Raw genomic sequence first — 20,236 nt, forward strand, 5'->3', positions numbered from 1 at the left:
AACTTATGAATATGACCAAACAGATACTTCAATGGCAGGTGGTAGCTGCATCGGTATGCGGTACAAGCCATCTCAAAAACAAACAGCTGTGTCAGGATGCTCACCACTGGCAATTATTGTCAGAGAATGTGTTAGTAGCGGCGGCAGCAGATGGGGCTGGTTCAGCTAGCCAAGGAAAAGTCGGAGCAATGATTGCTGTAGAAACAGCAATCGAAAATATATCTAATCAGGAAGTAACTTGTGATACTCTAGCTGATGATGCGAGCGTGCGATCGCTGTTGGCAGACGCGATGCAAGCCGCAAAAACAGCAGTGGAAACAGAAGCTGCTGCGACTAACAAACAACCTCAGGACTTAGCAACTACTTTAATTCTTATGGTTGCCACACCAGAAGTGGTGGCCGTAGCGCAAATTGGTGACGGCTTGGCAGTAGCGAAGGATAGCATGGGTAATTTACTGGCATTAACCATGCCTGATAGTGGTGAATATATCAATGAAACCACTTTTCTAACTTCGCCGGGAGCTTTAGAAACAGCGCAAATGAAACTATGGCGCGAAGCAATAGTCAACGTTGGGCTGCTCACCGATGGACTACAAATGCTGGCTTTAAATATGGTAGTTGGGGAACCACACAAACCATTCTTCTTTCCCTTATTCGACTTTGTGGCGAATACCCAGGACAAGATTTTAGCCAAAGAACAGTTAGTCAAATTTTTAGGGTCTGAGCGGATTACACAACGTACCGATGATGATTTAACGCTCATCATAGCTGCTCTGGGCAAACCATAAGCCACGATTCCGCCAGATTAAGCATTTTTTAAGTAACCCCCGTTAACCGTGACTTTATCATGCAGGTACTACGTTGTTTTCCGAAACAAGAAATTCTCAGCCTTAACGTCAGTTTAGGGCGGGGTGGTGAAGCATGTATTTATGCAGTACCATCTCATAGTAATTTGGTGGCTAAGGTTTATCACAAACCGACAGTAGACCACGCTTACAAACTGCAAGCCATGCTGGCTAACCCGCCAGAAAACCCGACAGCAAGTTTGGGACATATTTCGATTGCTTGGCCAATGGATTTATTGCGCGCTGTCGATGGTAGCGATCGCATTATCGGCTTTTTAATGCCGCGCATTCGGGGGATGCGTCCAATTATTGACTTTTACAACCCCAGAACCCGCCGCCAACATTGTCCGTTATTCAACTATCAGTATCTGTTACGCACGGCGCGAAATCTGGCAGCTGCTTTTGCGGCTTTACACAATAGTGGCTATTGTATTGGTGATGTCAACGAGTCAAATATTCTCGTCAGCGACACCGCCCTAGTAACCTTAGTAGATACAGACTCCTTTCAAGTTATCGATCCCGATAGCCATGCTGTCTATCGCTGTCCTGTTGGTAAACCAGAGTTTACGCCACCAGAACTGCAAAATAAAATTTTCTCCCAATACGATCGCGAAATTACCCATGACTTATTTGGGTTAGGAGTCATCATCTTCCAACTATTAATGGAAGGTACTCACCCATTTTCCGGGATTTATCAAGGCTCTGGCGAACCACCAGCCTATGAATCCCGCATCGCGGCTGGTCATTTTACTTACAGTAAAAAGCGGCACGTACCATATCAGCCCACACCAATAGCACCAGCTTGGGAAATTCTCCATCCTGCTTTGCAAGAACTATTTTGGCGTTGTTTTGAAGATGGTCATCAAAATCCCCATCTGCGTCCTAGCGCCCAAACTTGGCTATCGGCAATTGCGGAAGCTGAAGACAGTTTAGTTACCTGTGATGTCAATCCCCAGCATAACTACAACAACCATCTGAAATCTTGCCCCTGGTGCGAACGGACATTACGCTTAGGCGGACGCGATCCCTTCCCATCACATAAAGCGATCGCGGCCAAAGAACACCTTAAACCCCGGATACCCACTAAAAAACGCCACAGCCAGCCAGGTAAAAAACCGAAGCAGCCAGCAATTCCCTTGTCAACTTATTGGCAACCAGGAGTTCAGCAAAAAACTCCCTTTTATCAAAAACTCAAACAGCAGAAGAAGTTTTATCCTCTAGCCTTGTGCGTGTTGGGTTTCGGTATGTTGGGTTACTTAGATGTGATGGTAAAATTTACCAATGTCACTCAAAATGCCTATACTCAGCAAAGTCTGCTTACACCGCAAAAACAAACTAATAACAATCTCGATTTTGCTGACTACTATAAACAAGGTCATGCAGCTTATAAAATCCGCGACTATGCAAGGGCGATAGAAAACTTTAACCAAGCCTTAGAAAAAGACCCCAGCCACGCCAAAGCTCATATTAACCGGGCTAATGCTCGCTACAATATGAAAGACTACGAAGGGGCACTGGCAGATTATAGCGCAGCTTTAAAACTCAATCCCCAAGAAATTAAAGCTTTTGTGAATCGGGGTAACGTTCGCTACATGCTAGCAGAATATAGCAACGATCCCGATCGCGAATATAATTTAGCGATCGCTGATTTTAACAATGCACTCCGCCTGAATAGCAAAGAAATTGAAGCTTACATCAGACGCGGCGTAGTGCGATCGCAAATGGCTAAATATAGCGGCGACTCTCAAAACGATTATCAGCTAGCCCTCAAAGACTTTAGCCAAGCGATTGATCTCAATCCTACAAAAGCCGAAGCTTATTATCAAAGAGCTGTAGTATACTCGCAAGTCGCCCAATACAGCAGTAATTATCAACAAGAGTACAATCGAGCGATCGCGGACTTTGACCAAGCATTAAAAATCAATTCGCAAATGGCCAAAGCCTATCTCAAACGAGGTATGATTCGTTACGAACTATCTCAGTATGGGGGACGTAACGCCAATAGCAATCGTCTCCAGGCAGTTGAAGATTTGCAAACATCAGCTAAAGTCTCCCTGGAACAAGAAGATATGGATAGTTACCAACAAGCTCTCAGTAGTCTCTGTATTGTTGTGGAAAACAAATGTGATACTTTATTCCAAAGTACATCCATGTTAGATGGTAAAACAACAAGGTAGTAGGGCGAGGGTGTTGACGGTTGACGGTTGACTGTTGACGGTTGACTGTTGACGGTTGACCGAGAGTAAATTTAATTACTCGTGACTTGTTAGTAATGATTGTGAAAACATAAGTTCAAGAAGGGTTAGCGCTGGCTAACCCTTTTTATTTTGAAGTTAAATTTATATTTAATTTATATTTTAAATTTCTTATCTGAGGGATATTCATCAAGCTTTTACATATCAAACCTGTTTATTCACCTTTTCTTTACAAATTAGCGGAAAAATCTCGTTAGATTATTTACGGAGAAAGATAAATAAGGTCAGAAACCCCACGGCTAAAGCCGGGGGCTTGAAAAAGCCCACATCTGACCAGACTAAGTTCTTAACTGAACTACGTTAGAGGCAAGAGTTAAAGACCTACCAGGGAATGCGTAGCTAGTTCCTTGCTCTAGAACCGAACGATTAAACAGGCTTAAAAGGGTTAAACCAGTGTCGTTTGGATAGTTACCGACCTCTAACATTGTCGTTCGCGAAGCGTCTCCCCTTGGGAGAAGCTAACTTTACTGGAGTAGCAAGGCGATTCCCGGCATACAGGGTTTTGGATAAGTACTACTCCTCTGCTTATCCAACCCCGCAAGGGGGACTGCGAATAAATTCGCCTGCGCCTTACCCCCATGCATAAATGCAGGGGTTTCCACGGCGCGAAGACTTTGATGAAAAATTTTTCTCAAACCAGGTGCGTTCGCTTCATATCGATTGGGATTTAGAATTTCCGCAGTTGGGTATTTAGACCTCGACTAATTGTAGATATAGCTTGACTGAAGGGTGGACTACCAAATTGTCAACTTTTAAGTCGGAAAATACCCATTCATCCGCTACTTTGCACAGAACCCATTCCAGCTGATGAATCCAGACTGCTAAATTCTTATTCCATCGCGAGCAACTCAATCAAATAAGGGACTTCCAAGTAAAAAAAATATTTCCGAAGTAATTGTTGTACGGGCGGGTTTAAGCGACATATCTGTTTTCGACGTGAGTACCTCACAAAACCCGCCCCTACAGACTGTTAGGAGTCGTGTAAAAATAAGTGGAACAATTTAATATTTGTAGTGCGGGCAGCGTTCGACTGAGCGCTCACGCCGAAGTCTTGCCCGCGCGAGCAAGATGCTCGCACTACTTATTTTTACTTGATGCCTTAACTGTTAACCGTGAACAGTTAACAGTCAACAACTTAAACGGAATAATTTATTTTTTAGAGATCCCTAAAGCTAATTAATCTTAACGAAAGTGCAAATCTTCGAGGTAATTGCATGAAAGCAGTAATTTTGGCTGGAGGTCTGGGTACACGCCTCAGTGAAGAAACTAGTATCAGACCTAAGCCAATGGTAGAAATTGGTGGTAAGCCAATTTTATGGCACATCATGAAGAGTTATTCTGCTCATGGGATTAACGACTTTATTATCTGTTGTGGTTATAAAGGTTACATCATTAAAGAGTATTTTGCTAATTATTTCTTATACATGTCAGATGTCACATTTGATATGCGATTTAATCAAATGAATGTGCATTCTGGCTATGCAGAACCTTGGCGTGTGACCCTAGTTAATACGGGCGATAATACCATGACAGGTGGACGCTTAAAACGAGTGCGCGAGCATTTAGGAAATGATACTTTTTGCTTCACTTATGGTGATGGTGTGAGCGATGTAAATATTACAGAACTCATTAAATTGCATAAAGAACAAAATACCCTAGCGACACTTACTGCTGTACAACCTGCGGGTCGTTTTGGCGCGATTTCTTTGGGACAAGAACAAACTAAAATTACCAGCTTTAAAGAAAAGCCCGAAGGAGATGGTGCTTGGATTAACGGCGGTTATTTTGTGTTAGAACCAGAAGTAATTAACTTTATTGCTGATGATGCTACAGTGTGGGAGAAAGAACCATTAGAAAAGCTAGCTGAGATGGAACAATTATCAGCTTACAAACATAATGGCTTTTGGCAGCCAATGGATACATTACGCGATAAAAATTATCTCGAAGATTTATGGAAGAGCGATAAAGCTCCTTGGAAAGTGTGGTCATAACTAGAGGCTAGAGGCTAGGGGCTAACTTGAAAATAGGGTTGACTGTTGACTGTTGACTGTTGACTGTTGACTGTTGACTATTGACTGTTGACTGTTGACTATTGACTGTTGACTACTTGTGAGATTTTCTCACGCTCTACTTTATTTGTTTTTACAGACGCAATAATACTCATGTACGATTTTGCAATTATTGGTGGGGGAATAGTTGGGCTTTCTACAGGATTGGCATTAGGTAAAAGCTATCCTCATGCGAAGATTCTCGTATTAGAAAAAGAAAGCGATTGGGCATTCCATCAAACAGGTAATAATAGTGGTGTAATTCACTCAGGAATTTATTACAAACCAGGAAGTTTTAAAGCAAAATTCTGCCGTGATGGTGCTAAATCAATGGTGGAATTTTGTCAAGAATATGGCATCGAACATGAAATTTGTGGTAAGGTAATTGTCGCCACTTCAGCAGGAGAATTACCACGCCTAGAAAACCTTTACCAACGTGGATTAGACAATGGGATTCCGGTAAAAAGAATTAGTCCCGAAGAAGTCAAAGAAATTGAACCCCATGTGAGTTGTGTAGGGGGAATCAGAGTATTTTCTACAGGAATTCTTAACTATAAAAAAGTTAGCCAGAAATACGCTGAATTAATTCAACAACAGGGTGGAGATTTACGCCTTAATACCAAAATTGAGAACATTCGCCGCAGTGGTAAAAATCAGGTACTAGAAACTAATAACGGTAGCTTTGAGACGCGGATTGTGATTAATTGCGCTGGCTTACATAGCGATCGCATTGCTAAACTAGGACAAGTTGAACCACAAGCGAAAATAGTCCCTTTCCGGGGCGAATATTACGAACTTACCCCAGAAAAACGCTATCTCGTCAAAACCCTCATCTATCCTGTTCCTAACCCCGATTTTCCCTTTCTGGGCGTTCACTTTACCCGCATGATTGATAGTAGTGTTCATGCCGGGCCAAATGCAGTACTTAGCCTCAAACGCGAAGGTTATCATAAAACTGACTTTGACTTGCGGGATTTTGCAGAAGTCATGGCTTACCCTGGTTTCTGGAAATTAGCTGCCAAACACGCTGACGAAGGTATTAAAGAAATTATTCGTTCTTTTAGCAAAGCCGCCTTCGTTCGCAGTTTGCAACAACTCATTCCCGAAGTTCAAGCCGAAGATTTAGTTCCCACCCACGCCGGAGTTCGCGCCCAAGCATTGAAAAATGATGGTTCCCTTGTCGATGACTTTTTAATTGTTCAAGGAGAAAACTCGATTCATGTTTGCAATGCACCTTCTCCAGCTGCGACTTCTTCCTTAGAAATTGGCAAAGCAATTGTGGCACAAATTCCCGCACCGTCACATCTGGCTTTATCCGTTCATTAATTTGAATTGACTGAAACAAATTAGTTAGAACTTATGCAGTGTCAGATATTTTTCATGCTTTTTGTCAATGGTCAATAGTCCATAGTCCAAAAACCTGAATTTTGACCATTGACTTTTGACTTTTGACCACCCTGGTGAGGGTTTTTGTGTTCAGTGCGTAAGTCCTAATTAGTTTATTTAACGCTGCAATCTCATAGAAATACATAGGCTTAGACCACAATGAAAATATTAGTAACTGGAACAGAAGGTTATCTCGGTTCATTATTACCGTCATTGCTAATTGAACGCGGACATGAAGTGATTGGTGTCGATACTGGCTTTTATAAAGTTGGTTGGTTGTATAACGGTACTGATGTCACAGCCAAAACCCTAAATAAAGATATCCGCAATATCCTGCTTAAAGATTTGCAAGGTGTAGAAGCTGTAGTTCACATGGCGGAACTCTCCAACGATCCCACCGGACAGTTATCTCCGACTATTACCTATGACATCAATCACCAAGGTTCAGTCCGTCTTGCTAAGTTAGCTAAAGAAGCAGGTGTCCGTCGCTTTATCTATATGTCTTCTTGTAGCGTCTATGGTGTCGCTACCGAGGGAGATGTAACCGAAGAATCGCCTGTAAACCCGCAAACAGCCTACGCAGAGTGTAAAACCTTGGTAGAACGAGATGTTATGCCCTTAGCTGATGATGATTTCTCGCCTACCTTTATGCGTAATGCGACAGCTTTTGGCGCTTCTCCGAGAATGCGGTTTGATATTGTGTTAAACAACTTAGCCGGGTTGGCTTGGACTAGCAAGGAAATAAAAATGACCAGTGATGGTACGCCTTGGCGGCCATTAGTTCATGCTTTAGATATCTGCAAAGCCATTGTCTGCGCTATTGAAGCACCCCGTGATATTGTACACAAGCAAATTTTTAACGTCGGCGATACTTCTAATAACTATCGAGTCAAAGAAATCGCGGAAATCATTGCAGATGTATTTACCGGTTGTCAGTTATCTTTTGGTGACAATGGTGCAGATAACCGCAGCTATCGGGTATCTTTTGAGAAAATCAACACCATGCTACCCGGATTTAAATGTGATTGGAATGCCCAACTTGGCGCACAACAACTCTTCAATTTGTTCAGCCAAATTGATATGACAGAAGATACTTTCTTGTTTAGAGGATTTACGCGGTTAAAGCAGCTAGAATATCTCATTCGCACCGAGCAAATTGACAAAGACTTTTTTTGGGCAAAAAGATAGTTAAGATTAGTAACGATTAAGTTCTTAGATCCCCGAATTCTTGTAAAAGTTGGGGATCTAATCGTCATGAATGTTAGCAAAACATCACACTCAAGAACCTAAAATACGGGTTTTTGAGGATTTTTGACTGTACAATATTTGACAGAATTATCCAGCCCAAATTTACTCCGAAAACAAATAAAAATCTCCGGATAACTTGTTTTATTCGGGAAATATCACTTACAACAATTTATTTTTTCAATTAATTCCATAGATTACCAACCATTAAATGAATAAATTGCTGACTATTGCTATTCCTACTTATAATCGGGCGGAATTGCTTGACAAACAACTAGCGTGGTTGTCTCTAGCTATTAAAAGTTATGAATCGGAATGTGAAATTTTTGTTTCCGATAATTGCTCCCCAGATCACACTCAAGATGTAATTAAAAAGTGGCAAGGCATACTTAGCAACATTACATTTAAATCTCATCGTCATGCAGAAAATTTAGGCGTAATGCGAAATATCATTTTTTGCCTAAATTCTGCCACTACCAAGTATGTTTGGACGATTGGCGATGACGATCCAATTCAAAATCGAGCTATCCCTTATGTGATTAATAAGCTCAAAAAACATGAAGATTTATCACTAATATTTCTCAATTTTTCTGGGCGTAATAAAATGACAGGTGAGGCAGTTCACCCACCAACAATAGTTGGTAATCGCTGGTTTGATGCGGATAGCGAAGATGGTTGTGGTGATGGTAAAGCCATCTTTGAACATTGTTTTTCTAAAAGCGTGGGTGCAGTGATATTTCTCACGGCGACAATTTACCGCACCAACCTAGTCAAGGAAGCTTTGCAACGCTGGCCAGATGCAGCAAGTAATTGGATATCTCTAGCTTATTTAGCGGGTTATTGTGCTGCTAATGGTAGTGTAATTGTGACTAAAGAGACTTTTTTAGAATGTATTGTTGGTGTGAGTTATTGGCAGAAAGAGCCAAAATCTGCACTATTAATGCAATACAAACACATACCCGAAGTTATCTTACAGCTCGAAGATAGCGGTTATTCCAAGCAATTTTGCAGACGAATGCTGTTGCAAAATGGTAAGGAAGTTAACCTAAAAGTTTTTTTCGGTGCGTTAAAACGATGGCCGATGTCAGCGATTAAAACAGTGATTCCATTTTTAGCCTTAATTGGATTATCTGTGGTTGATGCGATGTATTTTAAAGAAGCTAGCATCGCCGAAACTACGGAAGTCACTACTCAACAAGTACAAAAATAAAGAGAATTAAGTCATTAAATAATTGAAGGACACTGGCTTTATGTGGAAGGTTATCACAGGCAAAATCTCTGCTTTGTATTCTGACTTGATTTGTGCGATCGCGCGCTGGAAACATCGGAAAAATTTACCTCTTTTAGAAAAACGCGATCGCCAAATTTTAAAAACTCTCAAACGCGAGGGTGTTTATACAACCACCTTGGCAGAATTGGGATTATCTTCTACACCAGATATGCTCAAAGCTGCTAATAAGCTCTGGTCACAAATAAAACCAGATAAAAATCAGCCGATCTATGAAATGTGGCCGCAAATCCATACAGTTACAGAGTCACCAGAAATTTACGCTTGGGCGACAGAAAAAAGACTGCTCAATATTATTGAGAATTATATCGGTCTGCCTGTAACTTTTCATGGTGTCCACTTGCGCCAAGACTTTCCTAGCGACCATCAATTTGGTACGTTATTATGGCATAGCGATGCTGAAGACCGCCGGATTATCAAAATATTTATTCCCTTAAAAGAAGTAGGAGAAAAATCAGGGCCTTTTGAATATATTCCTCGCTCTTTAACTTCTTTATTTAACTGGCAATATTACTGGCTGTACTTTAAACTTTGGCAGTCTAGATATATGGGCATTGATGACGAAATAGTCAAAAAAGTTATTCCACAATCAGCTTGGAAATCATGTACAGGCCCCTTAGGTACAGTAGTCATGGCAGATACGAAAAATACCCTACATCATGGAACTGTTCGCCAAGAAGAACGAGTAACTTTATTTTTCTGTTACACAGCTAATCCACCAGAAAGACCTGAACTTTGTACTCAATATTGGGATGATACCTTCCCCAGGCTCAACTCTTCAGAAACCGCGCCAGTAGGTTAGGGGCTAGGGGCTAGGGAAGGAGGACAAGGGAGACAAGGAGGACAAGGAGGCAAATGCCCAATACTTCTCTTCGAGACGCTCCGCGAACGACTTCGCTCAGTACAAGTGCCCAATGCCCCATGCCCATTGACCATTGACCATTGACCATTGACTATTGACCATTTAACTTTTGAGGCTTATTTATGATTTTTACCAAAACTGACCTGAAAGACGCATTTATTATTGAATTAGAACAAAGGCAAGATAACCGTGGTTTCTTTGCGCGGAGTTTCTGCGCTCAAGAATTTATGGCACATGGCTTAAAACCACAAGTTGCCCAATGTAATGTATCTTATAACTACAAAAAAGGTACATTGCGGGGAATGCATTATCAAATTGCGCCTGCAACAGAAACCAAATTAATTCGCTGTACTAAAGGCGCTATTTATGACGTAATTATTGATATGCGTCCTGATTCCCCCACTTTCCTATCGCATATTGGTGTGGAACTAACTGCAGATAATCACCGCGCTTTATATGTACCAGAAATGTTTGCGCATGGCTATCAAGCGCTTACAGATGACGCGGAAGTTGTCTATCAAGTTGGTGAATTTTACACCCCAGGTTATGAACGTGGTTTACGCTATGATGACCCATTTTTTAATATTCAATGGCCTATAGAAGTCACAGAAATATCTGACAAAGATTTAAATTGGCCTCTATTAAGCATGATGCCTGTTGGTGGGGTAAGTGTTTAATTTGGGCATGGGGCATTGGGCATAGGGCATTGGGCACTTGTACTGAGCGAAGTCGAAGTATTGGGTAAGTTTTTCTCCCCTGCTCCCTGCCCCCTGCCCCCCTGCCTCTATTCTTTCTGCCTTATTAAATTAATAAAGGAAATTAAACTCATGATTATTATCGATCGAGCTTTACAAGCACGTGCGGATTTAGGTAGACCTATTAAAGTGGGGATGATTGGTGCCGGCTTTATGGGTCGAGGAATTGCTAATCAAATTATTAATTCTGTCCCTGGCATGGAGTTAGTTGCTATCTCTAACCGCAAAATTGATGCGGCGAAACAAGCTTATCAAGAAGCTGGGATTGAAGATATCAAAATTGTTGCAAACATCACAGAAATTGAAGACGCGATCGCGCATGGTAAATATGCAGTCACGGAAGATGCACAATTGCTCTGTCGGGCTGAGGGTATCGAGGCTTTAATTGAAGTGACTGGTGCGGTGGAATTTGGCGCACAGATTGTCATGAGTGCGATCGCCCATCGCAAGCATGTGATTATGATGAATGCTGAACTTGACGGTACTATCGGCCCCATCCTCAAGGTTTATGCAGATAAAGCAGGTGTGATTCTCAGCGCTTGCGACGGCGATCAGCCAGGGGTAGAAATGAACCTCTACCGGTTTGTTAAAAGCATTGGTCTAACTCCTTTGTTGTGCGGTAATATCAAGGGTTTGCAAGACCCATATCGCAATCCCACCACCCAAGAAGCCTTTGCAAAACGTTGGGGACAAAAAGCCCACATGGTGACTAGCTTTGCTGATGGCACAAAAATCTCCTTTGAACAGGCGATTGTCGCTAACGCCACCGGCATGAAGGTGGCTAAACGGGGAATGCTGGGCTATGACTTTACCGGTCATGTGGATGAAATGACCAATATGTATGATGTAGACCAGCTGAAAGAATTAGGCGGTATTGTTGACTATGTAGTTGGTGCTAAACCAGGGCCAGGAGTGTTTGTGTTTGCTACCCACGACGACCCCAAACAACGCCACTATCTCAACTTATACAAACTCGGTGAAGGGCCGCTTTACAGCTTCTATACTCCTTATCACCTCTGTCATTTTGAAGTACCCCTCTCCGTAGCCCGTGCTGTTCTCTTCCAAGATGCAGTGATGGCTCCCCTAGGCGGGCCAGTAGTAGATGTAGTCACCACCGCCAAAATTGATTTAAAAGCTGGCGAAACCTTAGATGGTATCGGCTACTATATGACCTACGGACAATGCGAAAATTCTGCGATCGCGCAACAGCAAAATCTCTTACCAATGGGATTAGCCGAAGGATGTCGCCTCAAACGCGATATACTTAAAGATCAAGTTCTCACCTACGATGATGTGGAATTACCCGCAGATAGACTTTGCGACCAACTACGAGCCGAACAAAACGCTTATTTCGCCACAGAAAAAATGCTCGCTACAGTTGGTTAGATTAATTTCGTAATTCACATTTTAGTTCTGTTTGTAAGCACTTTAGTTTCCTTTCTCATTACTAAAGTGCTTACAACAATCTCAATTAATCTTGTAATTATAACTTGATTACTGCGGTATTTTTTTAACTAAATAGTCTTAATTAAGTAGGTATTTGGAATTAAATATAAGATGGACGTAGGTTGGGTTGAGGAACGAAACCCAACACCCGCATGGGTTACGCTATCGCTAACCCATCCTACAAATAATTATGTCTCCCTACTTACGAATTACGAATTACGAATTAAGAATTAGCTTGCTGGGGAGTATTCAAATAAACTTTAGCGGAAATTAAAAGTATGAAAATAGCTCTAGTCCATGATTACTTAACCCAGCGCGGTGGAGCAGAACGGGTATTTGAGTTACTTTGTAAACGTTACCCTACAGCCGATATTTATACTTCGTTATACGACCATCAAAAAACCATCGATTTGAGCGAACGCATCGTTAATACAACTTTCTTACAAAATCTTCCCGGTGCGGTTAATTATTTTCGTCTGATTGCTCCCTTATATTTTCCAGCTTTTCGGGCGCTTAATTTACAAGGCTACGATTTAATTATTAGTAGTAGTACTAGCTTTGCTAAAGCAGTCCGAAAAAATCCCCAAGCGCTACATATTTGCTTTTGTCATAATGTCACCCGATTTTTATGGGATACAGAAACTTATTTACGAGAGTATAAAGACTATCGATTTTTTACACCGCTAATTGAAAAGATATTCCAATTCATGCGGAAAGTAGATTTGCAATATTCCCAAGAACCAGACTTATATATTGCCAATTCCACCATTGTAGCGCGCCGGATTCAAGAGATATACCAAAAGCAAGCTATAGTCGTTAATTACCCTATCGATACCAGTAAATTTACCTTTTCAGAAACCAAAGAAGAATATTATTTGGCTTCAGCCAGGATGATCAGTTATAAGCGTTTAGATATAATAATTGAAGCCTTTAATTGGTTAGGATGGCGATTATTAATTTCCGGTGACGGCCCAGAAGAAGAACGCTTAAAATCCAAAGCATTAGATAATATTGAGTTCTTAGGTCATGTGAGCGATCGCCAACGTCAAGACTTGTTTTCTCAGGCTAAATCTGTGATTGTTGCAGCTTTAGAAGATTACGGCTTAGTTCCAGTAGAGGCTAATGCTAGCGGTACTCCAGTCATAGCTTATGGCGCAGGTGGTGTATTAGATACTCAAATCCCCAGAAAAACCGGGGTGTTTTTTCAACGACAAACACCCGAATCTATACAAGCTGCATTACTAGAAGCTGGCGCAATCAATTGGAATTACCAAAATATCCGCGATCATGCATTGACAAACTTTTCCGAAACCGCATTTTTCAGTAAAGTCGAACACATTATTGATCGAGCTTGGAGAATGCATCAACAAATGATTAGTAATTAGTAATTCGTAATTAAACAATGTTGTAACACCTGATATCTACAGATTTCTCAGTTAGGTTTGTGGTATAAATTTCCATCTATAACGTAAGTAAGTCAGTCAATCTCACTTATTACGAAACATAAATATATATCTGGAAACCCTTACCAATGAGAACTTTTAACTGAGTATTCTAGTAGTTTTATTGTATCAACTCATTTAATTACGAATTATCAGATGTTCCCATAGCGTCTCAAAAATAAGGATAATAAACGTGGTTCAAGCGAGTCTCAATCCCAGCCTCAATTCCAGCCCTAATTCAATTCCTAATCCAACTACCGACAATGAAGTTGGTTATGGAAAAATGTTTGCTGTACTTGTCCGCCGATTTCCTTGGTTTATACTTGTATTTTTAACTTCTATTACTTTGGCAGGTTTGATTACGACTAAGACTAAGCCGACTTATAAAAGTTCCATGCAGTTATTAGTCGAACCTAACTATCAAGTTAAGCCAGATAAAGCCGGATTAGAAAACCAATTTACCGACGTTAACATTGAAATAGATACAGCAACTCAGCTTAACTTGATGCAAAGTTCGGGACTAATTCAAAAAGCAGTCGATATGCTGCAAAAAGATTACCCGGATATGACTGTAGGGGAAATTAAAACTTCTTTGGTCTTAAATCAAATCAAAACTAAAGAAGATAATGTTTTAACCAAAATTTTCCAAGTTGAATATACTTCTAACGACCCCATTAAAACCCAAAAAGTTTTAGCGGCGATTCGCCAAGTGTATGTGGATTATAACAAGCAGCAGCAAGATACCCGCTTACAAAAAGGTCTGCAAGTTATTCGCGATCAGTTAAAAAAAGCTAGTGATGAAGTTAATGCTTCGGAAACTAATTTGCAAAGGTTCCGCCGCACTCAAAATTTAATCGATCCAGAAACACAAGCCAAAGCATTAGAAGATAATTTAAACAAAATCCAAGAAGAAAGACGCACTACCCGTTCTCTCTATCAAGAAGCTGTGGCGCGTCAAGAATCTTTGCAAGCACAACTTAACCGCTCTCCACAAAATGCGCTGGTTTCTTCTCGTCTGAGTCAATCTACTCGCTATCAAGGTTTATTGAACGAAATTCAAAAAACCGAACTGGCTTTATCACAAGAACGTTTGCGCTTCACAGATGACACTCCTAGCGTCCAAAAGTTGAAAGAACAACTAGAAGGACAAAAGGAATTATTACAACAAGAAGTCAGCAGAACTTTAGGCGGAATCCCAGCAGGTGCGGTTGCGGGAGAAAATCTATTAGAACAAGGACAACTCGGTCAAATTGACTTGAATCTTGCGGGTCAGTTAGTAGAAACCCAGACTACGATAGTTGCATTAGCTGCACGCGATCAAACTTTGGTGCAGAAAGAGAACGATTTACGCCTACAAATCAAGCGTTTTCCGCCGCTTTTGGCTTATTACAATCGCATACTACCGCAGTTACAATTTAGCCGCGAACGTTTGGAACAACTGTTAAGAGCAGAACAACAGTTAAGACAAGAACTTTCTAAAGGTGGATTTAATTGGGAAGTTGTGGAAGAACCTCAAAGAGGGATGCTAATGGGCCCCAATCTCCAGCAGAATTTGTTGTTGGGTGCAGTGGTTGGCTTGATGTTGGGAGGAATTGCCGCTTTTGTCAGAGAAGCCTCTGATGATGCGGTTCATACAACGGCAGAATTAGAGAAGCAGGTTGCACTCCCTGTGTTAGGAATTACGCCTAAGTTACCGGCTACACAACCGCGAGATTCATTGATTAAGTTACCTTTTGGGAAGCCAGAAGTTCTCGCACCTTGGACAGTGCAAGTTTTGCAATCTCCTCCGAGTTGGGAATCTCTCGATTTGATTTATAAGAATATTGAGCTACTCAATACTGTTACCAATTTAAAATCTTTGATGATTACCTCGGCTTTACCCGATGAAGGTAAATCAGCTTTGGCTTTAGGTTTGGCTATGAGTGCTGCACGCTTACACAAAAAGGTACTGTTAATTGATGCCAACTTACGGGAGCCGAGTTTGCATCATCAGCTAAATCTTCCCAACGATCAAGGACTTTCCACTCTCTTGACTAGTGAGGCGGCTGTTCCCAATCAAATGAGTATTCAATATTCAGGTTCATCTTACATTGATATTTTGACTGCCGGGCCTATACCAGCAGATGCAGCCAATCTCTTGAGTTCTCCACGAATGAAACAATTAATGGCGACATTTGAAGAGAATTACGATTTGGTATTGGTAGATGGTTCACCGGTGTTGGGTTTGGTAGATGCGATGCTCACCGCCTCATCTTGTCGCAATGTGGTGATGGTAGCCAGTATTGGTAGGGTAACTCGCGCTCAAATGGCGCAAGCTACAGCAATGTTGAGCAAGTTAAATTTGATTGGGGTAGTTGCTAATGGTGCTTCTAGTTCTCAAAGCACATATGTACCTTATAACAAGCCACAACGATTGGCTTTGCAACAAGCTGTAGAAAAATAAAGCATTTCGTCGTAGTCAGGATTTTAGTCCTATTTTTGAGGATTGAGGTTCTCACTACGAGGGTTGAATTATCAAGTTCACAACCACCTTCAAGTCTTCCATTTAGGACGGGGTTTTAAACCCCAAAATTTCCCTAACGAGTCATGAATTACTCTACACCTCTGGTGACTATGACTACTTCAATCATTCCCTCTCGGCAAAATCACTACAATCCAACTGAGCAACATCAAGAACTTCTCTCTCCATATTGCACCCTATTGTGGCGAAGAGGTCAGCTGTGGGTGAAGTCTCCTAAAGATATCAAACAGCCATATCTACCTTCTTTATATAACCAACAGTTGTTAGTAGATTGTCTCAAACATTCGCCAGTGAAATTGGTAAGTATAGATTCTCGGCTGGGCGAAGCTTGGTTATCGTTATGGGTAGAAGCTTGCGAACAAGCAAATAAGCCAATGTATTTACGTTTCCCCTCTGGTAATCAACGGCTGAAACTAGGTAAAGCTAAATCTGGGAAAAAGCCGTTGCAGCGCCTTCTAGATTGGCTTGTGGCTTTATTCTTGCTGGTGTTAGCGATTCCGGCGATGTTAGCATTGATTGTACTCATGCAAGTTGATGCACCAGGGTCAATTTTCTCTTCTGAGTGGCAGGTAGCAGAAAGTGGTAAACTGTTTCGCGCTATCAATTTTCGTACCACTGAGCAGGAAAACCTGACACGCTTGGGGCGTTGGATGCTTCAATATAATCTGCACAAATTGCCGCAGTTATTTAATATATTACAAGGCGATCGCGGTTTTATCGGCTCTCGTTGTTGGACTTTAGAGGATGCAGTCTATCTGAGTTCAGAAGCCCAAAAAGACGCAAATCCAGTACCAGCAATAAGCGGTGCATGGGAAATCAGCCCAGAGATGAACCTGTTAAATTTAGATGGACAAACCCTGTAATTTCTTGCTGATGAGATGTGATGGTTGAGGAATTTCATAACATCAATCTGAATCACAAGGATGGGAAATTTCTCTACATCAAGACTCTCCCTATGCATTGCAGTTATCCCATTTGAGATGTTTAAGTTATTTTGCTTTTAAGTTGCACAATCTATCGTCAGGGCTGTTGACAGTTAAAAGTCAACAGTCAACAGTCAACAGTCAACAGTTAACAGTTAACAGTCAACAGTCAACAGTCAACAGTCAACAGTCAACAGTCAACAGTCCTGATTAATAGTTATGCAATTTAGACACACATTAGCTTAGTCTAAAACTTACTAACTGCCTGTATATCTAGCCCCACTATTCGTAAACAATATCCATGTCTTTGCAAATTAAGCTGACGCTCAAAAATTTATTTAAAGCTAGTAATTTCTGGCAAGAAAATCATTTAATATTACGAGAATTTAAACATTTTCGCAAAATTGCGGTTTTAGCAATTGTATTTTCTTTTTTAGCAGCCACCTTTGAAGGTGTTAGCATTGGATTTTTATTATCTTTTTTACAAAGCTTAACTACTCCAAATGCTCAACCTGTGCGTACAGGTATCGAGTGGTTTGATATTGCCATTTTAGGAATTAATCAATCAGTAAATAGTCGGTTATATCGGATTTGCTTGCTGATTTTATTAACTACTTGGATGCGAGCAACTTTTAATTATTTTGCTCAAGTCTATACAGAATTAACTCAACTGCATCTTGGCGATCGCTTACGTAAGCAAATTTTTGAACAGTTGCAAGCTTTACCATTAAGCTTCTACACTCAAGTTCGTTCTGGGGAACTAATTAACACTATTACTACAGAAATTGAACGCATCAGACAGGGTTTTAGTGGTGTGGCATTTCTGTTTACGAGAATCATTACTACCCTGGTTTATTTAATTTCCATGTTTTTGCTATCCTGGCAACTGGCAATTATTTCTCTGATGTTATTTACCCTATTAGGGGTAGGGTTATCTAATCTCAACGCCAGAGTGAGAGAAAGCAGTTTTGGTATGTCCGTTGCTAATGGGACTTTTACCTCCACAGCTATGGAATTCATTAACGGAATTCGCACAGTTAACGCCTTTGGGACTCAGGAATTTGAGCGTCAGCGTTACTATCAAGCTAGCGATCGCGTCGTGAGTAGTTCGACAAAAGTAATTTATACCTGGACTTTGGTAAGACCAATTGCCGAAGGCGTAGCCACAACGGTGTTAATTGGTATGATTATTTTGGCATTCACTTTATTTGTAGCGAATGGTACCCTACAAGTTGCATCGCTTTTAACTTTTTTCTTTGTTCTATTTCGCCTAGTACCCTTTGTCCAAGATATGAATGGTACTAGAGCTTTTCTCAGTACCATGCATGGTTCAGTAAATAATATTAAAGACTTGTTGAGAACTGAGGATAAAACTTACTTTGAAAACGGTAAGCTGGCGTTTCCCGGAATAAAAAGGTCTATTGACTTGGTAGGGGTAGATTTTGGCTATAATGCCGAAAATTTAGTGTTGAATAATATTACCCTGTCGATTGAAAAAGGCAAAATGACTGCCTTAGTCGGTGGATCGGGTGCAGGTAAAACCACACTTGCAGATTTAATTCCCCGATTTCATGATGCTACCCAGGGATATATATATATTGATGAAGTTGATGTCAAGAAATTTGATATTAATTCCCTGCGGCGCAAGATAGCTGTTGTTAGCCAAGATACGTTTATTTTTAACACTTCTGTCTGGAATAATATTGCTTACGGTACCCCAGGCGCGACAGTAGCAGCAATTAAAGAAGCTGCTAAACAAGCGAATGCAATAGAATTTATTTTAGACATGCCTGAAGGTTTTGATACCCAATTAGGAGATAGGGGTGTGAGATTATCTGGGGGACAACGCCAAAGAATTGCGATCGCGCGTGCTTTATTACGCAATCCAGAAATTTTGATTTTGGATGAAGCTACCAGCGCTTTAGATTCGGTTACCGAACGGTTAATTCAGGAATCCCTAGAAAAGTTATCTGCTGGACGAACAGTAATTGCGATCGCGCACCGGCTTTCAACTATTGCTAACGCCGATAAAGTTGTAGTTCTCGAACAAGGACGCATCGTTGAACAAGGTAAATATCAAGAACTCCTAGAGTTAAAAGGTAAACTTTGGGAATATCATAAGTCTCAGTATGAAATGGGTCAAATAGGTTAAAGTTTACTCTTGTTGATTGCACCGTCAATCCCAAAAATTTAGACCTCTAAGTTTATACTTAGTATCATTTTCAGATGGGTGATTTGCAATCTCCATCTGAAAATATTTTTAAGTTTAAATTTTCACAGCTTTGTTCAGAAAAATGTCCAGATGGGGATAAATACCTCTGTAAATAAAACTAACTTACCTATATTGTATGAGGTAAATTCAATGGTAAATATCGGCTACCATTCCAGTAAAATTCAAGGGCAAGTTATCAGCAGTATCTATACACAAATTGTTGATAAAATTATTAATATCCCGATTAAACAAGCGCGCCAAGTCAATATTAATGTCTATGCTTTTTCCTGCGAACGAGATTTAGCTGTACAGGTAGCAAGTATTCGCTCGTTTATTCGTCATGTAGGCGTACCTCATAAATTTACTGTGATTTCTGATGGTAGTTATACGGTTAACTCTTGTAAATTATTGTCGCAAATTCACCCTTGTGTAGATGTTGTTGATTGGCAAGATTTAGCCGCTCCACAAATTCCCGATTATATCTTTAAACATGCTCTAAATCATCCCCATCGACCCACTAAGGCTATGTGGAAAAGATTGGCAGCTTTAATGTCATTAAAGATTGACAGTCCCACAATTTATACAGATGCGGATATTTTATTTTTTCCTGGAGCTACAGATTTAATTGCTCTATGTCAATCTAGAGATAATTTACCTTGGTATTTACCAGATTGTAAACCTTCTTTAGACGATCGCATTCTTTTAGAAAGCGATGAAAAAATTAACCCAGTTAACGCAGGTTTTTTCATCTTAAAACAGCAATTAGATTGGTATCCACCATTAGAGAGAGTTGCTAAATTTGTCGAATCACCTATTTTTTATACAGACCAAACTGTAGTTCATTTAGCTATGCATAATGCCCATGCTAAACCACTCACAAAAGATAAATATATAATTAATGTTGACGACCAATTTATGTATCCTGATCGTTACGCTTCGCAGCAGATTGCATTAAGGCATTATGTGAACGATGTCAGGCACAAATTTTGGTTGAACATCGGTGTATAA

Annotated in this window: 14 protein-coding genes; all 14 read left to right on the forward strand. The window is 40.7% G+C overall.

The genetic code is table 11. The features are described 5' to 3' along the window. Window positions 1-5 precede the first annotated feature (5 nt). The 14 genes from AACW45_RS28170 to AACW45_RS28235 all read left to right on the forward strand — a co-directional run bounded on the left by AACW45_RS28170 (window position 6) and on the right by AACW45_RS28235 (window position 20,236). A complete protein-coding gene (locus tag AACW45_RS28170; protein WP_190629445.1) occupies window positions 6-788 on the forward strand; it encodes a PP2C family serine/threonine-protein phosphatase in 783 nt (260 codons plus the stop codon). A 59-nt stretch (window positions 789-847) separates the two neighbouring features. Continuing rightward, a complete protein-coding gene (locus AACW45_RS28175) occupies window positions 848-3,022 on the forward strand; it encodes a tetratricopeptide repeat protein (RefSeq protein ID WP_190629448.1) in 2,175 nt (724 codons plus the stop codon). A gap of 1,292 nt (window positions 3,023-4,314) precedes the next feature. Further along, window positions 4,315-5,091, forward strand: coding sequence for a glucose-1-phosphate cytidylyltransferase (gene rfbF / locus AACW45_RS28180; protein ID WP_190545266.1), 777 nt, complete (start codon window positions 4,315-4,317; stop codon window positions 5,089-5,091). Window positions 5,092-5,262: 171 nt separating this feature from the next. Beyond that, entirely contained in the window at window positions 5,263-6,474 is a 1,212-nt protein-coding gene (lhgO, locus tag AACW45_RS28185) for an L-2-hydroxyglutarate oxidase (protein ID WP_190629450.1), read from the forward strand. Window positions 6,475-6,693: 219 nt separating this feature from the next. Then, window positions 6,694-7,722, forward strand: coding sequence for an NAD-dependent epimerase/dehydratase family protein (locus tag AACW45_RS28190; protein ID WP_190545270.1), 1,029 nt, complete (start codon window positions 6,694-6,696; stop codon window positions 7,720-7,722). A 268-nt stretch (window positions 7,723-7,990) separates the two neighbouring features. Next, the gene (locus AACW45_RS28195) at window positions 7,991-8,989 is read left to right on the forward strand and encodes a glycosyltransferase family 2 protein (protein WP_190629452.1); all 999 of its coding nucleotides are present in this window, start codon (window positions 7,991-7,993) and stop codon (window positions 8,987-8,989) included. Window positions 8,990-9,029: 40 nt separating this feature from the next. Further along, complete coding sequence (locus tag AACW45_RS28200) at window positions 9,030-9,869, forward strand: phytanoyl-CoA dioxygenase (protein ID WP_190629454.1); 840 nt, start codon at window positions 9,030-9,032, stop codon at window positions 9,867-9,869. A 182-nt stretch (window positions 9,870-10,051) separates the two neighbouring features. Next, window positions 10,052-10,606: a dTDP-4-dehydrorhamnose 3,5-epimerase gene (gene rfbC / locus AACW45_RS28205; RefSeq protein WP_190545276.1), complete on the forward strand. Its 555-nt coding sequence runs from the start codon at window positions 10,052-10,054 to the stop codon at window positions 10,604-10,606. Between the two features lie 150 nt (window positions 10,607-10,756). Then, on the forward strand, window positions 10,757-12,070 hold the full coding sequence (locus AACW45_RS28210; RefSeq protein ID WP_190629456.1) for an NAD(P)H-dependent oxidoreductase: 1,314 nt from the start codon (window positions 10,757-10,759) through the stop codon (window positions 12,068-12,070). Between the two features lie 338 nt (window positions 12,071-12,408). After that, window positions 12,409-13,515, forward strand: a complete 1,107-nt coding sequence (locus AACW45_RS28215; protein ID WP_190629458.1) for a glycosyltransferase — start codon at window positions 12,409-12,411, stop codon at window positions 13,513-13,515. Window positions 13,516-13,765: 250 nt separating this feature from the next. Next, window positions 13,766-16,015 (forward strand): GumC family protein, encoded by a 2,250-nt coding sequence (locus tag AACW45_RS28220; RefSeq protein ID WP_190629460.1) that lies wholly within the window; start codon window positions 13,766-13,768, stop codon window positions 16,013-16,015. A gap of 170 nt (window positions 16,016-16,185) precedes the next feature. After that, on the forward strand, window positions 16,186-16,956 hold the full coding sequence (gene hepC / locus AACW45_RS28225; protein WP_190629461.1) for a heterocyst development glycosyltransferase HepC: 771 nt from the start codon (window positions 16,186-16,188) through the stop codon (window positions 16,954-16,956). Window positions 16,957-17,317: 361 nt separating this feature from the next. Then, window positions 17,318-19,168: a heterocyst formation ABC transporter subunit HepA gene (hepA, locus tag AACW45_RS28230; protein ID WP_190629463.1), complete on the forward strand. Its 1,851-nt coding sequence runs from the start codon at window positions 17,318-17,320 to the stop codon at window positions 19,166-19,168. Between the two features lie 150 nt (window positions 19,169-19,318). Next, the gene (locus AACW45_RS28235; RefSeq protein ID WP_242045538.1) at window positions 19,319-20,236 is read left to right on the forward strand and encodes a hypothetical protein; all 918 of its coding nucleotides are present in this window, start codon (window positions 19,319-19,321) and stop codon (window positions 20,234-20,236) included.

Origin of the sequence: Calothrix sp. FACHB-168 (assembly GCF_963889195.1) — a bacterium.
Lineage (GTDB): Bacteria > Cyanobacteriota > Cyanobacteriia > Cyanobacteriales > Nostocaceae > Aulosira > Aulosira anomala_A.

Bases quoted from the DNA above. Each gene is read 5' to 3' on its own strand.
- AACW45_RS28170 (WP_190629445.1), top strand. From the start codon at position 6: ATGAATATGACCAAACAGATACTTCAATGGCAGGTGGTAGCTGCATCG.
- AACW45_RS28175 (WP_190629448.1), top strand. From the start codon at position 848: ATGCAGGTACTACGTTGTTTTCCGAAACAAGAAATTCTCAGCCTTAAC.
- rfbF (WP_190545266.1), top strand. From the start codon at position 4,315: ATGAAAGCAGTAATTTTGGCTGGAGGTCTGGGTACACGCCTCAGTGAA.
- lhgO (WP_190629450.1), top strand. From the start codon at position 5,263: ATGTACGATTTTGCAATTATTGGTGGGGGAATAGTTGGGCTTTCTACA.
- AACW45_RS28190 (WP_190545270.1), top strand. From the start codon at position 6,694: ATGAAAATATTAGTAACTGGAACAGAAGGTTATCTCGGTTCATTATTA.
- AACW45_RS28195 (WP_190629452.1), top strand. From the start codon at position 7,991: ATGAATAAATTGCTGACTATTGCTATTCCTACTTATAATCGGGCGGAA.
- AACW45_RS28200 (WP_190629454.1), top strand. From the start codon at position 9,030: ATGTGGAAGGTTATCACAGGCAAAATCTCTGCTTTGTATTCTGACTTG.
- rfbC (WP_190545276.1), top strand. From the start codon at position 10,052: ATGATTTTTACCAAAACTGACCTGAAAGACGCATTTATTATTGAATTA.
- AACW45_RS28210 (WP_190629456.1), top strand. From the start codon at position 10,757: ATGATTATTATCGATCGAGCTTTACAAGCACGTGCGGATTTAGGTAGA.
- AACW45_RS28215 (WP_190629458.1), top strand. From the start codon at position 12,409: ATGAAAATAGCTCTAGTCCATGATTACTTAACCCAGCGCGGTGGAGCA.
- hepC (WP_190629461.1), top strand. From the start codon at position 16,186: ATGACTACTTCAATCATTCCCTCTCGGCAAAATCACTACAATCCAACT.
- hepA (WP_190629463.1), top strand. From the start codon at position 17,318: ATGTCTTTGCAAATTAAGCTGACGCTCAAAAATTTATTTAAAGCTAGT.
- AACW45_RS28235 (WP_242045538.1), top strand. From the start codon at position 19,319: ATGGGGATAAATACCTCTGTAAATAAAACTAACTTACCTATATTGTAT.